This is a genomic window from Lysinibacillus sp. NPDC059133, assembly GCF_042755925.1.
Lineage (GTDB): Bacteria > Bacillota > Bacilli > Bacillales_A > Planococcaceae > Lysinibacillus.
The window spans coordinates 205,134-227,816 of record NZ_JBHZDH010000002.1 but is presented as its reverse complement, the minus strand read 5'-3'; the positions used below and the strand labels follow the sequence as shown (position 1 = coordinate 227,816).

General features: G+C 34.1%; 17 protein-coding genes and 1 pseudogene. 11 read left to right on the top strand and 7 right to left on the bottom strand.

Annotated elements, in window-relative coordinates; all coding sequences use genetic code 11:
* Positions 1-95 precede the first annotated feature (95 nt).
* On the top strand, positions 96-854 hold the full coding sequence (locus ACFXN8_RS02420) for an IclR family transcriptional regulator (protein WP_386842512.1): 759 nt from the start codon (positions 96-98) through the stop codon (positions 852-854).
* Positions 855-940: 86 nt separating this feature from the next.
* On the opposite strand, the gene ACFXN8_RS02415 is transcribed toward ACFXN8_RS02420, so the two are convergent.
* Positions 941-1,930 carry a 5-oxoprolinase subunit C family protein gene (locus ACFXN8_RS02415; RefSeq protein ID WP_386842510.1) on the bottom strand — a complete coding sequence of 330 codons (990 nt, stop codon included), beginning with the start codon at positions 1,928-1,930 and terminating at the stop codon, positions 941-943.
* Positions 1,921-2,661, bottom strand: coding sequence for a 5-oxoprolinase subunit PxpB (pxpB, locus tag ACFXN8_RS02410; protein ID WP_386842508.1), 741 nt, complete (start codon positions 2,659-2,661; stop codon positions 1,921-1,923). The genes ACFXN8_RS02415 and pxpB overlap by 10 nt, the downstream gene beginning before the upstream one ends.
* 276 nt (positions 2,662-2,937) lie before the next feature.
* On the opposite strand from pxpB, the gene ACFXN8_RS02405 reads away from it, so the two are divergent.
* The 4 genes from ACFXN8_RS02405 to ACFXN8_RS02390 all read left to right on the top strand — a co-directional run bounded on the left by ACFXN8_RS02405 (position 2,938) and on the right by ACFXN8_RS02390 (position 8,037).
* Positions 2,938-3,702: a LamB/YcsF family protein gene (locus ACFXN8_RS02405; RefSeq protein WP_386842506.1), complete on the top strand. Its 765-nt coding sequence runs from the start codon at positions 2,938-2,940 to the stop codon at positions 3,700-3,702.
* A 4-nt stretch (positions 3,703-3,706) separates the two neighbouring features.
* Positions 3,707-4,960, top strand: a complete 1,254-nt coding sequence (locus ACFXN8_RS02400; protein WP_386842504.1) for an NRAMP family divalent metal transporter — start codon at positions 3,707-3,709, stop codon at positions 4,958-4,960.
* 65 nt (positions 4,961-5,025) lie between these two features.
* A complete protein-coding gene (locus ACFXN8_RS02395) occupies positions 5,026-5,817 on the top strand; it encodes a putative hydro-lyase (RefSeq protein WP_386842536.1) in 792 nt (263 codons plus the stop codon).
* A 723-nt stretch (positions 5,818-6,540) separates the two neighbouring features.
* Positions 6,541-8,037, top strand: a complete 1,497-nt coding sequence (locus ACFXN8_RS02390) for a hypothetical protein (protein WP_386842502.1) — start codon at positions 6,541-6,543, stop codon at positions 8,035-8,037.
* A 1,167-nt stretch (positions 8,038-9,204) separates the two neighbouring features.
* Here ACFXN8_RS02390 and ACFXN8_RS02385 read toward each other — a convergent pair.
* A complete protein-coding gene (locus tag ACFXN8_RS02385; protein ID WP_386842500.1) occupies positions 9,205-9,696 on the bottom strand; it encodes a hypothetical protein in 492 nt (163 codons plus the stop codon).
* 308 nt (positions 9,697-10,004) lie between these two features.
* On the opposite strand from ACFXN8_RS02385, the gene pdxR reads away from it, so the two are divergent.
* Complete coding sequence (gene pdxR / locus ACFXN8_RS02380) at positions 10,005-11,435, top strand: MocR-like pyridoxine biosynthesis transcription factor PdxR (protein WP_386842498.1); 1,431 nt, start codon at positions 10,005-10,007, stop codon at positions 11,433-11,435.
* Positions 11,436-11,651: 216 nt separating this feature from the next.
* Positions 11,652-12,098 (top strand): YfmQ family protein, encoded by a 447-nt coding sequence (locus tag ACFXN8_RS02375; protein ID WP_386842496.1) that lies wholly within the window; start codon positions 11,652-11,654, stop codon positions 12,096-12,098.
* 335 nt (positions 12,099-12,433) lie between these two features.
* Here the strand turns inward: ACFXN8_RS02375 and pruA are convergent, their stop codons facing one another.
* The gene (pruA, locus tag ACFXN8_RS02370; RefSeq protein ID WP_386842494.1) at positions 12,434-13,978 is read right to left on the bottom strand and encodes an L-glutamate gamma-semialdehyde dehydrogenase; all 1,545 of its coding nucleotides are present in this window, start codon (positions 13,976-13,978) and stop codon (positions 12,434-12,436) included.
* A 185-nt stretch (positions 13,979-14,163) separates the two neighbouring features.
* On the opposite strand from pruA, the gene ACFXN8_RS02365 reads away from it, so the two are divergent.
* Positions 14,164-15,498 (top strand): AAA-type ATPase lid domain-containing protein, encoded by a 1,335-nt coding sequence (locus ACFXN8_RS02365; RefSeq protein WP_376070672.1) that lies wholly within the window; start codon positions 14,164-14,166, stop codon positions 15,496-15,498.
* Positions 15,499-15,532: 34 nt separating this feature from the next.
* On the opposite strand, the gene ACFXN8_RS02360 is transcribed toward ACFXN8_RS02365, so the two are convergent.
* Positions 15,533-16,507 (bottom strand): proline dehydrogenase family protein, encoded by a 975-nt coding sequence (locus ACFXN8_RS02360; RefSeq protein ID WP_386842492.1) that lies wholly within the window; start codon positions 16,505-16,507, stop codon positions 15,533-15,535.
* A 341-nt stretch (positions 16,508-16,848) separates the two neighbouring features.
* Here ACFXN8_RS02360 and ACFXN8_RS02355 point away from each other — a divergent pair, with 341 nt between their 5' ends.
* Complete coding sequence (locus ACFXN8_RS02355) at positions 16,849-17,829, top strand: proline racemase family protein (RefSeq protein ID WP_376070677.1); 981 nt, start codon at positions 16,849-16,851, stop codon at positions 17,827-17,829.
* A 26-nt stretch (positions 17,830-17,855) separates the two neighbouring features.
* On the top strand, positions 17,856-19,208 hold the full coding sequence (gene brnQ / locus ACFXN8_RS02350) for a branched-chain amino acid transport system II carrier protein (RefSeq protein ID WP_386842489.1): 1,353 nt from the start codon (positions 17,856-17,858) through the stop codon (positions 19,206-19,208).
* Positions 19,209-19,582: 374 nt separating this feature from the next.
* Here brnQ and ACFXN8_RS02345 read toward each other — a convergent pair whose 3' ends face one another.
* The gene (locus ACFXN8_RS02345) at positions 19,583-20,380 is read right to left on the bottom strand and encodes a class I SAM-dependent methyltransferase (protein ID WP_386842487.1); all 798 of its coding nucleotides are present in this window, start codon (positions 20,378-20,380) and stop codon (positions 19,583-19,585) included.
* Between the two features lie 48 nt (positions 20,381-20,428).
* Positions 20,429-21,040 (bottom strand): annotated as a pseudogene (locus ACFXN8_RS02340) (IS1595 family transposase); the annotation flags it as partial.
* A gap of 305 nt (positions 21,041-21,345) precedes the next feature.
* Between ACFXN8_RS02340 and ACFXN8_RS02335 the strand changes: the two are divergent.
* The gene (locus tag ACFXN8_RS02335) at positions 21,346-22,473 is read left to right on the top strand and encodes a DUF4261 domain-containing protein (RefSeq protein ID WP_386842485.1); all 1,128 of its coding nucleotides are present in this window, start codon (positions 21,346-21,348) and stop codon (positions 22,471-22,473) included.
* The last annotated feature ends 210 nt before the right edge of the window (positions 22,474-22,683 follow it).

Sequence of the window (22,683 nt, the reverse complement as noted above, 5' to 3'; positions counted from 1 at the left end):
TATAAAATCAGTAAGATGTTAGGTATAATTATTATTTAAGAAAAGAAAAATTATGATTAGATTAAATCTAGTATAGAAGGGGGAGAAAACTTAAATTGACAAATAATAATAAAACGGTTATCCGTTCAATGGATATTTTAAATTTATTTATCGATCATACTGAACTGTCATTTCAAGAAGTAATTGAGTTATCAGGAATCCCTAAAACCTCTGCTTTCCGCATGTTGAAATCTTTTGAGGAAATGGAATTTTTAGAAAAGGGAACTGATGCAAAATATAGGTTAGGTATTCTCTTCCTTAAATTTGGACATCTAGTATCAACGCGCCTAGATGTGAGAAAAATTGCGGATCCAATTATGAATGAGTTACATAATGATGTAAAAGAAGCAATTAATTTAATTGTTCGTGATGGGGACGATGCTGTTTATATCGAGAAAATAGATACGAAGCAAAAAGTTCGACTCTACACAGCAATTGGTAGAAAAAGTCCTCTTTATGCAGGGGCTTGCCCTCGTGCTGTATTATCCTTTTTACCGGATGCCGACATAAAGGAATATCTTGAATCGGTAGAACTTAAATCATTTGCAATGGGGACGATTACAGAAAAGGAAAGGCTTTTTGAAACGATTGTGCAGGCTAGAGAACTTGGTTATACAATCAGCCATTCAGAATTAGAAAATTATACATCTGCTGTTGCAGCACCGATTTACGATCATAAAGGAGAAGTCGTTGCAGCAATGAGTATTGCGGGACTAGAAACCACTTATCAAGGGGAAAACGTTGAAATCTTCGTCGATAAACTAAAAAAGGCTACCGCAATGATTTCTAAACAATTAGGGTATGAACAGCTTTAAAAAATGGGTAGTCTCAAAAGTCATTTGAGATTACCCATTTTGCGCTGGAGTTGCTAATTTTCAGGAAATATTATTATCTAAATATGCTATAACCTTTTTAAACGGAGCCCAAATGCTAATTCATTTCGTTTTCTTTCTTGATGTATTAATGCCAATTGAGCTTCTTCAAGAGTGACCTCTTTAAAATAGACTCGACCATTTGCTTGCATTTGTGCTAATGATGGTAAATCGGCAGAAATCACTTGAGCTATTTTAGGATATCCACCAGTTGTTTGACGATCTGCCATTAAAATAATAGGTTGCCCATTGGAGGGCACTTGAATCGTTCCAAATGTAACCCCTTCGGATAATAATTCAAATGGCTCTTTTAATTGAATAGCCTCTCCTTCTAATCGATAGCCCATTCGATCTGCGTATGTTGTGATGGTGTAAGGCGTTGAAAGGAATTTTTTTAAACTCTCCTCATCGAAATGCTCATATTCAGAGCCTCTTATAAAGCGGATTGTTTGCGTTTTTTTAAATGTAACAAAGGATGTGTAATCAGCTGACCAAGGAAGGTACGTTGGTTCTTTTTTTAATTGTTCAAAAAGAGCCTCTCCTAACTCTGATCGTCTATCTAATTCAAAGACATCATTCTTCAGCAATTTTCTTCCTTGAAATCCTCCAATTCCAGCACGTATGTAGGTGCTTTTACTGTTCATCACTTTGGGCACTTGAATTCCCCCACTAAACGATACGTAGGCTCGGCAACCACTAATTGCAGTAGTAAATTTTAAAACAGATCCTTTTTGAATTAAAAGTGGTCGCCACATGGGTGCTTCTTTTCCGTCTATTGAAGGTTGTAAATTGCCACCTGTAATTGCGATCAATTCATCAGTTTCAAATAAAAGGGTTGTTCCATAAAGTGTCACCTCAAGAGCGCCTTCTCCTTCCGAATTTCCAACAAGTAAATTCGCAATTCGTAAGGAAATTGAATCCATTGCTCCTCCGACGATAACACCAAACTTTTGTAGCCCATATCTTCCTAGGTCTTGTATGGTTGCCAGCACACCAGGCTGTAATACCTTTATGCCCATGTTTCCATCCCCCAATCGTTCTTATATTCTTCCAACGAGATTGGTACAAACTGAATTCGATCACCCGGTTGTAATAAGGTTGGAGGAGATTGTTCAGGCAGAAACAAACGAGAAGGTGTTCGTCCGATGATTTGCCATCCACCTGGAGTTTCTAATGGGTAAATCCCTGTTTGATTTCCCGCAATTCCAACAGATCCCGGAGTAATCGATAACCGTGGAGTTTCTTTACGAGGTGTTGCAATTTGTCTGTCCATTCCTCCCATAAACGGAAAACCTGGAGCAAAGCCTATCATGTAAACAAGATATTCTACAGAAGAGTGAATTTTAATGACTTCATTAGGTGTTAAACCATGATAAGAGGCTACAAAATCTAGATCTGGTCCCATTTCACCACCATATACTACAGGGATTTTTACGACACGTTCCTTCGTTGTTTCAACTATGTGAGATTGATTCATTAAAGAAAGAATTGTTGCTTTCACCTTTTCGTAAGGGATTTCGCCTCCTTTTCCTATATTTGAAAAGTATACTTCAATCGGATTGTAATAAACTGTCACATTATTATAGGCAGGCACAACCTCGATGAATCCTTCAAATGGATTTCTCTCTAATAAATTCAATATATTTTTAACTTTGTTGTGAATTGCCTCACTGATTCCTTCACCTACATGAATGACTAGTGCAGAATCACTCAAAGGTCTGATCTGTACATTCTCTTTTAAATTCAGCATAAAAACCATCTCCTGAAGTTTCATAATTCGGTATATAAGTTTTAAATAACGGATTATTAATATTATATTTAAACAATAAACGAAAATAAGTTTAATTTAAATGAAAATTTCAAAAAAAAATTTTTTTCTCAAAATTTTAAATTCACACTTTTCAGTAACAATAAAATATGTTAAGATTTTTTTAAATTTCAAAACTTAAGTTCCGAATATCGGTACAAACTATTTGTAAACGTATTCATTACTACTACTTTAGTGGGAAGAAAATGGGGGAAGAAGATGTTTCGAGTTGATTTAAACTGTGATTTAGGGGAAAGTTTTGGTCGTTATCGACTTGGAGAGCAAGAAGAAATCTTAAAATATGTAACCTCTGCTAATATTGCTTGTGGATTCCATGCTGGTGATCCAACAGTCATGCGAGAGACAGTTAAGCTAGCCATTGCTAATGGTGTGAAAATCGGGGCACATCCAGGATTACCGGATTTAAATGGCTTTGGACGACGTGAGATGAACATCACACCACAGGAAGCTTATGATATGGTTATTTATCAAGTTGGAGCATTGCAAGGTTTTCTAACGACTTACAATGAAACCATGCAGCATGTTAAGCCACATGGAGCACTTTATAATATGGCTGCTAAAAATCTAGCGATTGCTGAGGCAATCGCACAAGCCATTTATGATATTTCACCTTCGCTTGTGTTATTCGGTCTCTCAGGTAGTGAATTAACAAAAGCCGGAGAAAAAGTAGGGCTTCAAACAGCCCATGAAGTGTTTGCAGATCGTACTTATCAGAAGGATGGTTCTTTAACATCTCGTAAACAACCTGATGCATTGATTACCGATAAGGAACAAGCTGTGAATCAGGTTGTGAGAATGGTGAAAGAGGGAATTGTGCTGTCACAACAGCAAATCGAAATCCCATTACAGGCAAATACTATTTGTATTCATGGGGACGGGGAACATGCTGTAGAATTTGCAGAATATATTCATTCAAGATTAGCAGAACATCAAATATCAGTACGTGCAATCAAGGAGGGGTAAGCCAATGGTAGCAAAAAAATCAGAAGTTAGTGAAGCGGGAATTGAGCAAGAGAAAAAAGGTGAATTTGTTAAGAAAACAGCAAGTAAAAGTGTGTTAATAGGAGCTGCCTTTTTAATGGCTACCTCATCTATCGGACCAGGTTTTTTAACACAAACGACAGTATTTACACAGCAATTAGCGGCTAGCTTTGGATTTGTCATTTTAATTTCATTAATTCTAGATATTGTCGCACAGGTAAACGTTTGGCGAATCATTGCTGTTTCTGGCTTGCGAGGGCAAGAAATTGCCAATAAGGTGTTACCTGGATTAGGTGTTCTCCTTGCAATAATGATTGTTATAGGTGGTTTAGCATTCAATATTGGGAACGTTGCTGGAGCTGGATTAGGGTTAAATGCAATGCTTGGCGTAGATCCAATTATGGGTGCCATTGTAAGTGCACTTTTTGCTATTTTTATATTTATCTATAAAGAAGCAGGAAAGGCAATGGACAAGGTTGCGCAAATTGCTGGCGGTATCATGATTTTACTCATGCTATTCGTTGCTTTTAAAACTTCACCACCCGTAGGAGAAGCGATTGTGAACACCGTTTGGCCTAAAGAAATTAGCTGGTTTGCGATTGTAACTTTGGTTGGTGGATCAGTTGGAGGTTACATTACTTTTGCTGGTGGTCACCGCCTTTTGGACGCTGGCATCAAAGGACAAGAATCCTTGCCAGAAGTAACAAAAAGCTCTGTGACAGGGATTTTGATTACTGGCGTAATGCGTATTGCTTTATTTTTAGCGGTTCTTGGTGTTGTTACAAAAGGACTAGTCATTGATCCTGCCAATCCACCTGCATCTGTTTTCCAACTAGCTGCGGGTAATATTGGTTATCGCATGTTTGGTATGATTATGTGGGCTGCGGCGATTACTTCTGTTGTAGGTGCAGCTTATACATCCGTTTCATTTATTCGTTCATTCCACCCTAACATTGAGAAATATCATAATTGGGTGATTATAGCGTTTATCGTCATTTCAACAACAACTTTTACCTTGGTTGGAAAGCCTGTTAATGTGTTAATTTTAGTAGGTGCATTAAATGCACTGGTTTTACCATTAGCACTTGGCATTATATTAGTTGCTGCACACAAAAAAGAAATTGTTGGTACATATAAGCATCCACGTTGGTTAACTGTAACTGGAGCAATTGTGGTTGTACTTATGGGATATCTCAGCATTATTACATTAATTGAAGAAATTCCAAAAATTTTTAGTTAATCTAACAACCAACCATCCGTGAGCATCTTTTCATGGATGGTTATTTTATAAGGAGTGGATTGATGATGACAACGTATAGTGCTTTAGAGCCGAATGAAATCCGTAAACTTATTCGCAATCAAGAAATTTCTGGACCAACTTCTGGCATGTCGATTGGGTTTACACAAGCAAATTTAGTAATTTTGAAGAAGGAGCATGCCTTTGACTTTCTACTATTTTGTCAGCGAAATCCAAAGCCATGCCCATTATTAGACGTGACAGAACCTGGATCATTTATCCCTTCAAAAATTGCTAAAAATGCAGATATTCGCAAGGACATTCCGAAGTATCGTATTTACCGGAATGGTATTTTAACTGAAGAAGTATTAGATATTACAGAGTATTGGGAAGAGGATATGGTAGGTTTTTTAATAGGATGTAGCTTTACATTTGAAACACCGCTTCTTGAAGCAGGTATTCCAATAAGACATATTCAAGAAAACTGTAATGTGCCAATGTATAAAACAAATATCGCGTGTGAAAAAGCAGGTGTGTTTGAAGGACCAACTGTTGTCAGTATGCGCCCTATGACATCAGAGGATGCGATTCGTGCAATCCAAATTACTTCACGCTTTCCAAATGTACACGGTGCACCAATTCATATTGGTAGTCCAGAACAAATAGGGATTACGGATATTTCAAAACCAGATTTCGGTGATGCCGTGTCCATTAAGCCAGGAGAAATACCGGTATTTTGGGCTTGTGGCGTAACCCCTCAGGCAGTAGCGATGGAAAGTAAACCCTCTATTATAATGACCCATGCACCGGGTCATATGCTAATCACTGATATAAAGGAAACAAGCTTGAGCATACTTTAAGGTATGTTCGAAGACATCTATTTATTTTCTTCATAAGTAAGCGTCAAGAGGTTGGGACAAAACCAATCTCTGAAATCTAAAAAGCTGGTGAAATTTTACGACGAGTAAAATTTCACCAGCTTTGATTTTTTTCAAAAAAAAGGACTTACTTGGGACACCACAAAAACAAAAAAATGCCACGATGTCGTTCAATTCGTGGATCTTTAAGGTAAAGAAATACGTGTCGTGACAAGTTTAATGGATATCACTGCTGAAGAAATTGCCAACATGTATAAGTATTTGTTAGGTGATTGAAAGTTTTTTCCTTTGGATTAAACAAAGCTTGAACGTGCCTATTCTATTCAGGACAATAAAAAATGCAGTGTTCAATCAAAACTGTTCACAGCGCTTATTGCCTATGTTTGTTTGAAATTTCTTCATACACAAGGAATTAAGAAAAATAACACAAAACCTCTATCATTCGCAGGTTTCACACGCCGCATGTTGATGCCAGGCGTGAAACCTTAAATTATACTCGACCTCATACACGTAGCGATTGCCCATTAGATAATGATAGCGTGTGTTTAGGCTATAGATATACTAATCTTCAAGAATCAGTTGCAACATATAAGACGTTTCATTCTTTTTTTGAAAAAATACATAAATTTAGTATATGTTCATGTATAATTTTATTGTAAACATATCTACGAAATTTAAGTATTTTTTATTGGGAAGTGACGGTTAATGGTTAAAAATTTTTATGAAGGAATAAACGAAGAATATATATATGAATCAGCTGAAAGATTTAATAAATATGAAAATAAAAAAAAGTATAATACTGATAAAAATAATGCAATTAAGACTTTCGGGATAATAATTATAATCTTGGCTTTATTTAATTATTTTGGATTATATATTAAAAATGATTTATACAAGATGAAATTTCTGTTAGAACCAAATTTGTTTAATATAATTTTGTTATTAGCAACTAGTTTGCTTGTAATTTTCACATACATTATTATTACAGTATATATAAAAGGGAATCAAATAAAGGAAATATTAGGAGAAGATTATGAAGATAAGTTGTTTAAAATACAACATATATTTAAAAATAAAGAATTTCTATTATTTTTATCTTCCCCAGATTATTTTTACTCAAAAAAAAGTAAAGAATGTATTTTAAATTATGTAAAAAAAAATAGGAATACGAAATATAAAAGTAGCAAATATGAAATTGTAGATGAAAATGAGATTGAATTATCAAATCATGATTGGGTTAGAATTCAAATAGATAGAAAATTTTTAATTGAATGGTCCAATTGGTCAAATGTAAGTTTTAGTTTTATGAACTTCCTTTTTGTATTTTTTTTATATTTAATACAACTCTTTTTAGAAGATATAGTTAAATTATCCGTATTAAATTATATAATGCTGTATTTTTGGATAATATTATCGTTTTTTATAGCATATAGAATAATTTCTAGAAGTATTGAAATTATTATAGCTTTTTATAAGGATGTTGTAAGAGTGAGTGGAAAAGCGTTTTACAGTAAAAAGCAAAAAAGTAATAATAAATTTGAAATAATAATAAACTCTTCTGAATACTACAATGGATTCAAATATTCATTATTAAGACCGCAGGGAAGGTTATCGTTAGCCATACATACTTTAGTTGAGTTTTTTATTTTGTTTGCATCAATATATACTATTTTTTCTATAACTATTACTGGTTTTTTGGGGGAGCATAGTAAAATAAATATTTTGCAAACTATTATCTATAGTTTTTCTTTAGGAGTTTTTAATGTCTCATTTGATAAAAGTTTTATTCTTTTACAAAGTATTTTTCATTCATTGCAACTTATCTCAAGTTGTATTTTGATTTTATTGTCAGTTTCCCATTATTTGAATGGTAGTAGTGAATTAAAAGAAGAGTCTTTTGAATATAAGTTTTATAAGGCATTATTTAGGATTAAAGTTCAAAAAAACTTCGAAGAAAAATTAGATAATACCGTTACAAGTTGTATAAATTTAGATGGATTGAAAATTTATTATTATGAAAAAGATTTCATTTATGACAAGCAAAAAAAAGCATTTAAGTATAACGACGATAATATAGAACAGAGAATTATTATAAAAATAAGAAAAGTTGGGCATAAAATAAAAATAGACAATTATGATAATAATAATGTTAAATATATAAATGAAAATTGTATATATCTTTTTAAAGATAGTTCCACATAGTTATAAAAAGTTGTAAAAGAAGCGAATGGAAAGTATGTAAAACATATGTTAGTTATTGGTGAAATTGTATAAGCGAATAAAACACTATGTATATATGAACCCTGTAAAAGTTAGACACCAATCTAACTTTTACGGTTTTTTTATGGCAAAAATATGTGTTGAGCAACGTTTCAAGCGGTTCAGCAATACTTAAATGTGATGAATCTATGAAATTGAGAAAGATATAGGTGGCACAAATTGAGTTGTCAGTGAATGGGTTCGCCGTTATCAAAAACTGTAAAGAGAATTTCTTAAAGTCATATACAAAATATTCCGCTGAATACAAAATGAATGTACTACATTATATGAACGAAACAAGTCATCTTCAATTAACGCCGTTGAACTATTTAACATTTCATCTCATGGCATGATTCGAAATTGGAAAATGAAGTTTGAGGTGGATGGTTATGATGCTCTTGTTTCTAAGAAAAAGGGGCGCCCATCCATGTTAAAGAAAAGTGTTTGGACAACGAAGTCATTGAAAACTTCTTTGGCTATTAACACCTGTATCCTTCAAGAATTTCAATCCATGGCGTTTTTAAACAGGAGCTTAAAGACTATATTCACTATTCCAATCACAAACACCTAAGCCTGGTGGAAGACCGAACTCTGGTCTTAGAAGTTGCTTAACTAAATATGTCTAACTTTATTGGGTCAGATCAATAAGCATTTTGTATACTCTGTTTTTTTGTTGCTTTAGATTTTGTTTAGCAACAATCTTTAAGAAAACAGCCTATTATTTTGCAAAATACTTAAAGTACAACTCTACTAGTTCTTTTTCTTTAAAATTAGAAATTAATATTTGTTTCTTGATTTTATCTTGTATAAATTTATAAAAAGAACCCTTAAATTTATTTAGCTGATTATCAGTTAAGTAATACAACCATTTAATTTCTAAAGGATTATTCTTATAATCATAATTCTCTAGTTCAACTAAGAAGGTAAAAAATTGATTAATGTTCTTTATACATTTCATAATGCCCTTTGATTTGTTTTTTGAAAGAACAACAAAGTCAATTATATTTTGTCTATCATAATTATTAATATTCTTTAAAGAGTTTGAGAATACATTTAAAATAGCTTTTTCAGGAATAATAATATTTAAATCGACGGCTTTTAAAAATAAATCTATTTTAAAATCTTCTTCATGAATTTTTTTATTCTTTTTTTAAATATTTTTTTGAAACTATCATCAGATATTAAATAAAATTCAGAAAATATCAAATAGAGTTCCCGTCTATAATTATTCAGGTAGCTATAATCTATCTCTTTTAATAAAGTATCTAATTCCCATTGAACATTTTTTAGATTTTTTATTGAAGTTATGTCAAACAATAAATTAGTAAAGTTAAATTTTTTTAATAAGTTTATTTCAAAGCCTGTTTCTCTGTTCCATTTATTGGCTAGTTTTTTTAAATAATTTTCTAAAAAAGTTTTAAATAAATAAGGATTTATATCTTTGATTTTAGATTGTGATAAAATGAAATTTATATATGTCTCGTAAACTGAATCTCTTATAGGTCGTAATAATATTATTTTATTAAATTTTTTAAAAATTTCTTCTAAAAATTCAGCGGGAAATTCAATGTAAGATTGTATGTATAAATGTAGAATAAACATTCTTTCATTTTCACTCTACTCATTTTTTACACATCCTAATTGAAAACCCAGTAAAACTCTTTGGTACTTCGATAGAATAATAGAGGAATGTAGTCTATGAAATAGAAGTTTAATTCACGCTCATGAAACATTGGTTATAAAATAGAAAATGAGAATTGATTTTTATTTGGATGGCTAAAATAACAATAAAGTGGCTGGTTAATTACAATTGAAATAATATTAATATATTATCTTTTACAAGGAGTAACACTGCTAAAAGAAGAAAGCAAGATTTTAAGCAAGTTTGAAGGACATAATGAGGTGTGTATATGGATTGGAAACCTGATAGAAAAGCGAAAAAAGCTATCTATAAACAACTCGCAGAATATATTGAAAAGGGAATTGCAGATGGTACATTTCCACCTGATAAACCATTGCCGTCAGAGAGATATTTAGCGAGTACTCTAAATTTAAATAGAAGTACTGTCGTTCATGCATATGACGAATTAGAATCGATGGGGCTAATTGAAAGAAATAGAGGAAGCGGTACTACCATTAGTAAAGATATATGGGGTATAACAAAAAAGCGGATTCCTAGCTGGAATCGGTATATTGAGGCGGGTTCTTTTTTACCTAGTCAACCTGTAACGCTAAAAATAAGAAAAGAAGCGGTTGAACATAAATTAATAAATTTAGCTTCCGGTGAATTGTCAGAAGAACTTTTCCCAAAAAGATTTTTAAGCGAGATAACGTCAACACGTTCTTTTATTGGAAGTCTCGGATACGATCATCCACAGGGGAATGAAATCTTTAGAACTACCATTGCAAAACACGTAAAAGAAAGTCGGGGAATCGAAACAGATCCTTCTTCAATACTGATAACATCAGGAGCGCAACAGGCACTACATTTAATTGTACAATGTTTGTTAAAGCCTGGTGATGCTATAGCGATAGAAGATCCTTCCTACAATTTTAATCTTCCAATTTTCAAATCGGTAGGTATACAAATACATTATCTACCTGTCGATAAGGATGGAATAAACCCAGAAGATTTGCAGTCATTATATAAAAAGCACCGAATTAAAATGGTTTTTTTAAATCCATGTTTTCAAAATCCAACGGGCTCCTTATTGAACAAAAAGAAAAAGGAAGCGATTTTAGACATATCCTCAAAACTTGGAATTCCAGTAGTAGAAGATGATCCATATAGTTTAACAGCTTTTTCGGGAGATAAAATTTCTACCCTAAAATCAATGGATAGGAATGGCAACGTCTTATACATTAGTTCTTTGTCTAAAATTGTTGCCTCAGGATTACGAATAGGGTGGATAATTGGCCCAACATCGGTGATTGAAAGGTTATCTGATGCGAAACAGCAAATCGACTTCGGTCATTCTAGCTATACACAATGGGTAGCGAATGATTTTTTAGAATCAGAAAATTTTCATATTCATATAAAAAGTTTAATGAAGGAATTAGAAAAAAGGAGAGATAAAATTATAAAAAGCCTTGATACTTATTTAAAAGATCAGGTGGAATATTCTATTCCTCAAGGTGGTATTCATATATGGTGTAAAATACTTAAAAATTATAATGAAATCCAATTGCTTGAAGAATCCATTAAAAGAGGGGTCATTTATGTTCCTGGTTCTACACTGGGATCCAAAGATGGTTTTGTTCGTTTTACTTTCGCAAAGGAAGATGAAAATTCAATAGATGAAGGAATCAAAAGGTTTGCAGAAGCTATTAATAGTTTATAGACAATTGGATGACTAAAAGTGGATTAGATTGGATGGTCAAAAAAGCATCGAATTGGATGGTTATAAAAAATATAAATCCCTTATCATTGAGAGGTAGATGATAAAACATCGATATAGCCTAATTACTAATTATTTATTATGAAACAATGCGCAATGTAGGTAATACTATAGTAATTGCTACTAAAATGATTAAATTATTGAAAGAGTTGATATGATATGACAACGGGTTTGATTATTACGCTAGTGATTGGATCTATTATTAAATTGTTAATGAGCCCTCCCAGTATAGCTGTGGCATGGGGAGTTAGTAAATTTGAACTTCATAAAAAACTTGATTCAAAAGATGTTACGGTAACATTTAATGGAAAGAATTTAGAAGAGGAAGAAAAAAATAGATTTACAGACTATTTTAATAAAGCTTCCTTTTTGAAAAAACACTATATATTTCCAGGTAATGAAAAATTATTTTTACAGCCAGAGACTAATGTTACTCCATTTGTCATGAACGTAAAAAGAGGCAAAAAAGATGTTAATTTCTTTGTTTTTAGTTACGACAATCATGTTGATGTAGTCAAGAAGTGCGAGGAGAAGGTTGTTTCATATAGTATTAGTTCTGAATATCTACAAAATTTTACCGTTTTAACTACAAATGAAAACCATTGAAAAAAGTTTTCGAAAATTGGGGATTCGGTCACTGACGTAGAATCCCTTTTTATTACGCTAAAAGCATAGAAATTATCTTCCAATTCAATTGAATGGAGGATTTTTTTATGACCAAAAAGTCGGGATTATATTGCTACTCACCCCAGCAACTCAATACTTGATGAACGACTTCCTTTAACTTCTTTCAACACGTGTTCTATGTAACGTAAGTGAAACGTCAGCTACAAATGTCTTTTAGTCTGTTTCTACTATTATAAAACCCGAAGCTTTATCGCTTCGGGTTTTATTTTTCAAAAAATAAACATGATTTTATTCCAGTTATAAATTTCTATGTTTTAGAGAAACTCAGAAGTTGTTTTTGCTTGCATGTGTAATTGTAAGTAGTCTGGACCGCCTGCTTTTGAGTCTGTTCCCGACATGTTGAAGCCTCCGAATGGTTGGTAGCCTACAATTGCACCTGTACAGCCACGGTTGAAGTATAAGTTACCTACATGGAAATCTTCACGAGCTTTTTCTAAGTTCATACGATTATTTGTAATAACCGCACCAGTTAAACCGTATTCAGTATCGTTTGCAATATCAATTGCTTGATCGAAATCTTTAGCTTTTGCAATCGCTACAACTGGCCCAAAGATTTCTTCTTTCATAATACGCGCAGAAGGATCTACGTCTGCAAATACTGTTGGTTGGATGAAGTAACCAACTGAATCATCAGCTGTACCTCCTGCAACAAGGCGACCTTCTCCTTTACCAATTTCAATGTAATCTGTCACTTTATTGAATGCTGCTTGGTCAATAACTGTTGCCATAAAGTTTTTGAAGTCTGTTGGATCACCAACTGTTAACGTGTTAGTAAGCTCCATTACACGATTAACAACTGTGTCATATACATCTTCAACGATAATAGCACGAGAACATGCTGAACATTTTTGACCAGAGAAGCCGAATGCTGATTTCACAATTGATTGAGCAGCTAATTCAAGATCAGCTTCTTTATCAACTACGATTGTATCTTTACCGCCCATTTCAGCGATAACACGTTTAATCCAAATTTGACCATCATTTAATACAGATGCACGTTGGTTAATACGTAAACCTACATCACGAGATCCAGTGAAGCTGATGAAGCGTGTTTTTGGATGATCAACTAAGTAGTCACCTACTTCTGCACCAGAACCTGGTACAAAGTTCACCGCACCTGCTGGAAGACCAGCTTGCTCTAACACTTCGATAAATTTATAAGCAACTACAGGTGTTGTTGAAGCTGGTTTTAATAATACAGTGTTACCTGTTACTAAAGCAGCAACCGTTGTCCCTGCCATAATTGCGAATGGGAAGTTCCATGGTGAAATGACAATACCAATACCTAATGGAATATAGTCATAACGGTTGTATTCACCAGGACGGCTTTCTACAGGTTGACCTTCTTTAACACGTAGCATTTGACGACCATAGTATTCTAAGAAATCAATTGCTTCTGCAGTATCTGCATCAGCTTCAGCCCATGGTTTACCCGCTTCTTTTGTTAAAAGTGCAGAGAATTCGTGTTTATGACGACGGATAATTGCCGCTGCTTTGAATAGTACGTCTGCACGAATAGCTGGATCTACTTTTTTCCAAGTTTTAAATGTTTCGTCTGCAGCTTGCATCGCTTTTTCAGCTAGTTCTTTGTTTGCTTTTGATACGCGACCAATTACTTCTGTTTTCTTTGCAGGATTATATGAAACGATTTTATCTTCTGTTGTAATACGTTCGCCACCGATAATAAGTGGGTAGTCTTGACCTAAATAACTCTCTACTTTATTTAACGCTTCTAAATATGCGTTGTAATTTGCCTCTTGAGTAAAATCTGTGAATGGTTCGTGTTTGTATGTAATCATATTAATTTCCTCCTGTGAACAAAAGTGCCAAATGATTATGCACTATTTGGAATATTATTAATTCTATAATGCAATATAGTTTGGCATTAATCAACAATAATTTTCGGAATTTTTTAATTTTCATGTCTGCCCTTCATACATAATGCTAAAATATAGAGAGGGATAGGAGTATACAGGAGGACAAGATGGAAGATCATATTTTATTAACTATTTATAAATACGTTATTGAAAAAGGGGACATGGGCATTTGTGTTGTGGATACAGAGGGCAAATTGCTAATCTATAATAAAAAAATGCGAGAATTAGAAGGTGTAAATGAAGATGAGTTCGAGAAGAGACGAGCACACGAAATTATTGATTTTGAAGCGGAGAAAAGTGATATTTATAAAGTTTTAAGCTCTGAATCGCCAATTCCCAATGTGAAAAAAACGTATTGGAATAAAAAAAATCAAGAAGTCACCTACATTAGTAATATTTATCCATTGCACTATGAGGGAGCTTTAATAGGTGCTGTGGAATTTGCACGAGATATTACACAGCTTGAATATATGATGTACCAGCCATTAAGAAGATATGGTGCTCCGCTGACCTTTGATATTATTACTGCAGTATCAGAAGTGATGCGAGATGTTATTGAAAAAGCAAAAATTGTGGCGTTGAGTCGGATGCCCGCTGTGTTAATAGGGGAATCGGGTACAGGAATTGATATGATTGCCGAGGGAATTCATCATGACTTAAGGGTGCAAAACGATCTGTTTATTACATTGATTTGCCGCAGAGATGAAAACACCATTTTAAAGCAATTTGAAAAAAACATTGCTGGAAAAGAAAATATTACGTTCTTCGCAGAGCGGATTGAGTATTTATCCTTAGCGGCGCAACAAAAAATTGTAGAATTGTTTAACAATCATTCGAATCATCAGCATATGTTGATTGCTAGTGTGGGCAAAGACCCGATCGATTTAATTCAAGAACAAAAGTTATCTAAGGAGTTATATCGATTGTTTTCAGGGATTACGATTTATGTACCCCCATTACGAGAAAGAAAAGAAGATATCATGCCGTTTATTGATGATTACTTCCAGCGCCATCGTGATAGCTTTGGCTCATCCATTCAGGGGTTATCGGAAGAAGTCAAAGAGATCTTTTTGAAATATGATTGGCCTGGAAATTTAAAGGAGTTAGAAGTGTTACTTGATGAAATTTCCTCCCTTTTGACTAATGAAACCGTCATAGATTTACATATACTACCAGCTTATTTTAGATGGAAAATCCAGCAGATTTATGATGATGGAATGGAAGAGAATGCGGATTTATTTATTATTAAAGATCCAAATGATATTCGACCACTTGATGTCTACATGAAAGAGGTGGAAGAGTATTATATTTCCAAAGCATTAGATTTTCACCAAGGAAATATCTCGAAAACTGCGGCTACATTAGGCATACGGCGACAAAGTTTACAGTATCGTGTGAAAAACTATAAACTCAATAAAAAGAGCGAAAACATTGATTCATAATGTTTTCGCTTTTTCATTTAGTTTATGTGTTAAATTATTTGACCTTTTTAGATAGACGACCAAGAGCAAAGGCTGTAACACCTAGACCAATGGCTGTATTTGTTTTTTTAGTAAACACTTGTTTTGTGACAAGTGTTAGATTTTGAGGGCGCTCTGCTAGACGACGCATGAAATAACCATACCAATCACTACCGAATGGTAAATATGTACAGAAGTTATAGCCTTCTTTCGCTAATTCATATTGCATATCTTTGCGGAAGCCATACAACATTTGGAATTCGAATTTATCATTCGGAATATTATGACTTTTGACAAATTGCTTCACATGATTAATTACATTGTGGTCATGTGTTGCAATCGATGTGAACTTACCGTTTAGCAAATGTTGCTCGATTAGTTTTAAATAATTGCGGTCAATATCACCTTTTGATTGATAAGCCACTCTATCATCTTCTTTGTAGGCCCCTTTTACGATACGGAGGCGGAAGTTTTTGAATTTCTCAATATTTTCCTCTGACTCAAAGAAGTAAGCTTGAATAACCGTACCCACATTATCGTACTCTTGGTGTAGCTTTTCTAGTAAGTCAAATGAGCTGTGGAGGCGTGCGTAGTTTTCCATATCGAAATTTACAAAAATATCGTATTTATGTGCAAGTGCCAAGATTTCTCTTAAATTTTCATAGCAAAAGTCGATATCAATATCTTGACCTAGCTGTGAAGGCTTAAGTGAAATATGTGCATCCAATTGTTCATCATGAATAGCTTGTATCACGGCTAAAATATTTTGTTTTGCTGCTGTTGCCGCGGATTTCTCAAAGACGAATTCTCCAAGATTATCAACTGTACAAGAAATGTTTGCTTTGTTTAATTCTTTAATCGTTTGAACGACCTCTGGAATTGTTGTGCCTGCTACAACGCTTTGTGCGCCCATTCGTAAACCATATCTTTGAGCTGCACCATTAAGCATTTGGTTCTCTGATAAGTAAATAAAAAAGTCACGTAATGCCATATAAAATCCCCCTAAAATAATGAATTTAAATTTCTTGGCGATTATAACACTAAAAAAAGAAAACTGTAAAATTTCAAAAAATTATTTTACAAAGCGTTTTCGGGTCATGGATTATTGTGTTTATTGCATTTCTACAGACTTGAAAATAAGTAAAAATATTTTTTGACGAAAAAAAAACTTTTCAAACGAGTGATTATGCTTTATGTTGTGATGTATAGATTTATTAGAAAATTCCAAAAGAGGTGAATAGTTTTTAAAAATAGAATTTTTGTTAAATTTACTATTTTGCATATTTTATTATTATTTTAATAGTATTTTTAGATTTTTGGGGAGGGAATTATATGAGTCGTTATAAGTATGAAATCAAAACAATTGATACACATACTGTAGGGGAAGCAACACGTATTGTAGTGGATGGATTTCCAAAAATTTTTGGCGAAACAATGATGGAAAAGAAAAACTTCGTAAAGGAAAATTATGACCATTTACGAATGTTACTAATGAATGAACCTCGTGGGCACAAAGATATGTTTGGATCTATTCTAGTTGAGCCTATTAATCAACAGTGTGATATTGGCGTTATTTTCATGGATAGTGGCGCTTATTTGAACATGTGTGGACATGGAACCATTGGTACAGTCACTATGTGTATTAATACAGGACTTATTGAAAAGAAAGATAAAGTATTAGTGGATACACCATCAGGTATTGTGGAATGCTCTATTTATTATAACGGAGATGAAGTTGAAGCAGTTGAATTTAAAAATGTACCAGCCTTTGTGCTACATAAGGATTTAAAAATTGAATTGAATGAGCTAGGTACAGTTCAGCTTGATATTGCTTTCGGAGGAAGTTTTTTCGCTATAGTAAATGCAAGTGAGTTAAAGATAGTCGTTGATTTGCAAAATAAACAAGAAATATTAAAATACGCCAAAAATATAAGAGATTATATCAATGCGAACATTGATATTCAACATCCGTCAATTGACGCCATCAAGTCCGTGGACTTAGTAGAGATTTCAGAAAAAATTACAAATAGCCACTATAAAAATGTAGTTGTCTTTGGGAATGAACAAATTGACCGCTCTCCTTGTGGAACAGGCACATGCGCAAAAATGGCAACGCTTTCATTGGAAGAAGGAGAGGCCATTATTCAGGAAAGTATTATTGGTTCACAGTTTACAGGCAGAATTTTAGGCAAAACGAATGTAGGAGATTATGAGGCAATCATTCCAGCTATTCGCGGGGCAGCTTGGATTACTGGAGAGCATAAATTCATACTTCAAAATAAAGATATTTATCCAGAAGGCTTTGTTGTTTAAATAATATCAGGAAAAGGGGCGGTTATATGGGTAATAAGATATCCTTTGTTCAAATTCTAGTCATTGGATTCATGTTGTTTGCCATGTTTTTAGGTGCAGGAAATGTTATCTTTGCACCGATTGTAGGACAACAGGCAGGAAACCATACACCAATTGCAATGGCGGGCTTCTTAATTACAGGGGTAGGCTTAGTTCTTTTAGCAATCGTTGCATTAAATAAAGGTGGCGGTACAGTAGAAAGTTTAGCGAATCGCGTTTCGCCAAAGTTTGCAGTCGTTTTTTCTATTTTATTATTCCTTGCATTAGGACCGTTCTATGTGATACCACGTACAACATCGGTTGTTTATGAAATTGCATTAAAACAATTGTTCCCAAGTGATGCGAACCATACATTATTTTTACTCATTTTTTCAGTTGCCTTTATCGCGATGACAATCTATTTATCTTGGGAAACATCTAAGCTTGTTGAACGTTTAGGGAAAATTGCAACACCTATTTTTACAGTGCTTTTAGTTATTATTGTTACAAAATCAATTATTACACCAATGGGTTCTGCACAAGCGCCTGTAGAGTCTGCTGGCTATGAAACAACGATGACTGCTTTTTTAAAGGGCTTTACACAAGGCTATTACACAATGGATGTACTTGCAGCCTTCGTTTTTGGTGGAATTTTTATTAAATCAATTGAATCGTTGAATTTGAAGTCACAAAAAGACGTTTCCAAAGTATTTTTTCAAGCAGGGATTATTACGGTTGTTGGTTTAGTTGCTTTACAGGTATCTATGGCTTGGATTGGTGTATCGAGTGTGGATTCGGTTGGTTATGTATCAAATGGCGGAGAGCTTATTGCCTTAGCAGCGAAAACTTTATTTGGTCAAATCGGAATTTATTTAATTGGAATCGTGATTTTCTTAACAGGAATTACAACAAACGTCGCTTGTTTAGCTGCAACTGCTGAATATTTTGGCCGCATTATGCCAAGTATTTCATATAAAAAGTGGTTAATTGTTTTCTCATTACTAGGTGTGGTATTTACAAACTTTGGTTTAACAAAGATCTTATCGATGGCTTCACCAGTATTAATGCTTTTATATCCAATTGCTATTACTTTAATCATCCTTATTTTTACAGAAAAATGGTTCGGAGGTGCACAAAGTGTATATGTAGGCACGATGATAGGTACTGTATTTATAGCAATATTGGATGCATTAAAGGATGCTAATGTTATGGTAGAACAAATTAACTCTACATTTGCCTTTATTCCATTATTCACATCAGGTGCAGGTTGGCTAATTACTGGTCTGTTAGGTGCAATTATTGGCTATCTTTTTAGCAAGAAAAATGTTGTGCAGAGTAGTAGTAATAGTGTATCAAATTAAGAAAAACGATCGTATTATAACACTCTCATTTAATATGTTATTGAATGTGCCTTTTTATTTAAAAAGGCACATTTTTAATCTAAGATTCTTTAGCTTTTATATACTAAAGAATCTTAGATTAAAATTATATTAAAAAACTTTTATACTTTATAATATTTGTTCTAAATAAAAACAATAAATAGTAATTTTCTGTTATTAACGAATTTGTAAATTACGATTTCAATAGGGTAATAAGTAACTAAGATGTAACCTTGGAGATTCTATTTATGAGAAAGCTATGTTAAATAATACTGTTGATTTATTAAAATAAATAATGGGAACTCCGTTGTCGGGAATTCCTATTTTTAATTAAAGCTCCCTTATGTGGAATAAGTCTAACAATTCTTTATACCGAGCTTTACTGATAAACTTAATTTTTCTTTAAACTCTCCAGAGTTAGAAATATCAAGCAGGGCTTCTCTAAGCTCACGTTCAAATAGCTCGATGTTATTTCCAAGAAAACGTTTAGACCCATAGGATGTGGAATATAGATTTCCGAGTATTGACTCGATGGTCCAAGTTATTTCGTATGTAGGTAAATTGTGTATCTCAACACTAAATTTTGAATTTGACATTACTTCTTCATGACTCATAATAGGATGAGTATAGGTAGCCTTACCAGCTCTTCTATCTTTTCCGTACCATTTTTCTACGATTTCATTTATTTTTTCTTGCCATTGAGCTAACGATTGGTTTGGGTCATAGTTATCAATAATAGCTATTCCACCACCATCAGTTACCATATTGAATAGTTCATCTAAAACCTTTGGTCTATCCATCCAATGAAAGGCTTTTGCTATGGTTACGAGATTAAATTGTTCATTGTGTTCTGCTTTATATTGTTCTAATTTTCCATTAAACCAATGTATTTGCCCCATTCTTACCTCTTGATGAAGACGTTTTGCTTCTTTAATCATTTCTGGCTCAGTGTCTATTCCAACTATTTTATTACACCAATCCGAAAATCTCATTGTAAGTTGTCCTGTACCACATCCTAAATCAAGTAGGTTCTGCTCCCCATTCAAAGAGAATTTTTCTACCAAGAACCTTATTAGAGAAGAAGGATACATAGGTCTGTATTTAGAATAATAGATTGCTGAGCCTTTAAATAAATCCTGACCATACTTATTCAAATTACTTATCCTCCAATAATTTAATTTTAGGCTTCCAAGTCCGTTAAGCTACCCTTTAAAGGAAAATCGCTTTGACAACCAATTGTAAAATTCTGATAACTTGAGTTTATCATAGGTCACATCGGTTGAGAACAGACAGCTCACAATAATCATCTTGCTAATCGTTGTGTCATCATTCAGATGTCTAATTTGGTCTAGAAATTGAAACCAACTCAAATAATGGTAAAGGTACTTTGTTGCCACGCCATTAAACCGATTTATCCAACCCTATCTGTTATGATAATTATTCATATTTTGAATATGGTACACACCTCGAACACGTTCCTTACCATCTGATTTAAATCTATAATGCTCAAGTCCTTTTTCTCTTGCGTAAGTCATAAATGCTCGCCAAGCATCAGTACAAAGAACATTGGATGGAGAAAGTTTAGAGCCAACAGCTTCCTCTAATCGAGTTTTTACAATTCGTCTCTGACCAACCACTTTTGAGTATGTTACTTTCTGACGGTCTCTTGCAACTAGGACACGGTCCCGCTCTTTACTGATGCCTCTTTGTGAAGATGAACCACCACGTTGACGAGCCTTTCGACCTTCCACTTTGCGTTTTCCCTTTTCCGAGAACAGCAAATAAGTCTCGTCCATTTCCATGATACCTACGAATTGCTCAAAGTCCAGTATATCAACAGAATTGTTTAACATAGCTTATGAGAAAGAGCACATATTAGGCTAGTTAAAAACTGTCGACAAAAGGAATTTAGAATGAACTTCGCAATTCCTTTTTTCATTTTTTCTGTTTTGGTAGGGTAATCAATGACCAGATATTTGTTGGTCTAAAGCCCCGGCGGAATAGAAACAGAAATAGAAGTAAATTACTAATTTTTAGGAAATTACACGATTCATTATTCATCTCCCTAAAGGCTGGTAGTATAATTGTAGAATCATACATTCGTAAAGGGGAGAAATTAATGACAGCTCAACAACAAGCAGCAATGCAATCCATGATTGATTGGCTTGCAGATGAACGAGAACTTGGGCAACAACCTAGGAAAATAGAAATTGCAGGAGAGTTTGATTTACATGATATGCACTACTACATATTCAAGTATAAAAAAACAATGCTCGGAAAATGGCTCCTTGGCGTATGCGGTGGGTATGAGGACCCGTCTGACACCGAGCATTGCGGCCATATATTTAGCGAGATGCAACCTTATGACCCTGCGACTGCAGAGCAAGAAGCTGTAAAGATGGTAGAGTTAATCCGAGAATACTGGATGCAGCAGGCTGCAGGATATGAAGCTACTCAATCCATGGAGGACGAGGCGGAAACGCAAGACAATGGTTCTGGTATTTTTAACGGATTCGTTCTGCTTAACTCTGCAGAATGTGATATTGATCAGATAAAGGCCAACCTTTTGAATGATTGGAACATCACCTGCTCGTCAGTAGAAGATGAGGAAAACGCCGAAGAAACAGAGGAAGGAACCTTGGTCTTTGAAGTGGACGACTGCATGTTAGCGGTTAGTTTTGTCGAGGCTCCCGTACCAGATGGTGAGGCTGAGCATTATGCACAAGGAAACTACATGTGGAAGGAAGCCGTGGAGGTTACGCAAACGCATGTAGCTCAAATCATCCTGGCTGCATTTACCCGCTCCGGCTCACCATTGGACAGTGGCAGGCTATACACAAAGCTGGCAGCCAGTTGTTTAAAGCTTCCTAACGCAATAGGAATCTATACATCTGGCACCGTATTCCAGCCTGAACTTTTTCAGGATATGGCTGAAGTCATGAAGGATGACGACATGTTTCCTTTACTGAATCTTGTTTATTTCGGCCTGGTCGGAACGGAGAACGGGGTAGATGGATATACTTATGGTTTAAAAGCCTTTGGCAAGGATGAAATTGAAATTCTGGACAGTCAAGCAACTCCTGCCGAGCTGCGTGACTTTTTGATTACTATTTCCGGATATATTGTAGAGGAGAACGTCACTTTAAGGGATGGAGAAACGATCGGCTTCTCAGCAGAGCAAAAGCTGCTCATTTCCCGTTCCGAGGGAGTTTATGTCGATGGGGATACTCTCAAAATCAAATATTAGTCTCAGCAAAAAGACACCGTAGCAGGTGTCTTTTTATGCTGCATAATCAAAAATACTTTGTTTCACTAATAGCGAATTTCCAACCGTAAGTGAGGGGAGTAATACAATTTTTTTAGTCTTTAAGTAATAATGTTATAAAACCCTTGAATTCTCTAGTATCAAGGTATGACTGACTATATTTTCTTTCTATAACTCATTGCCATTCTGAAC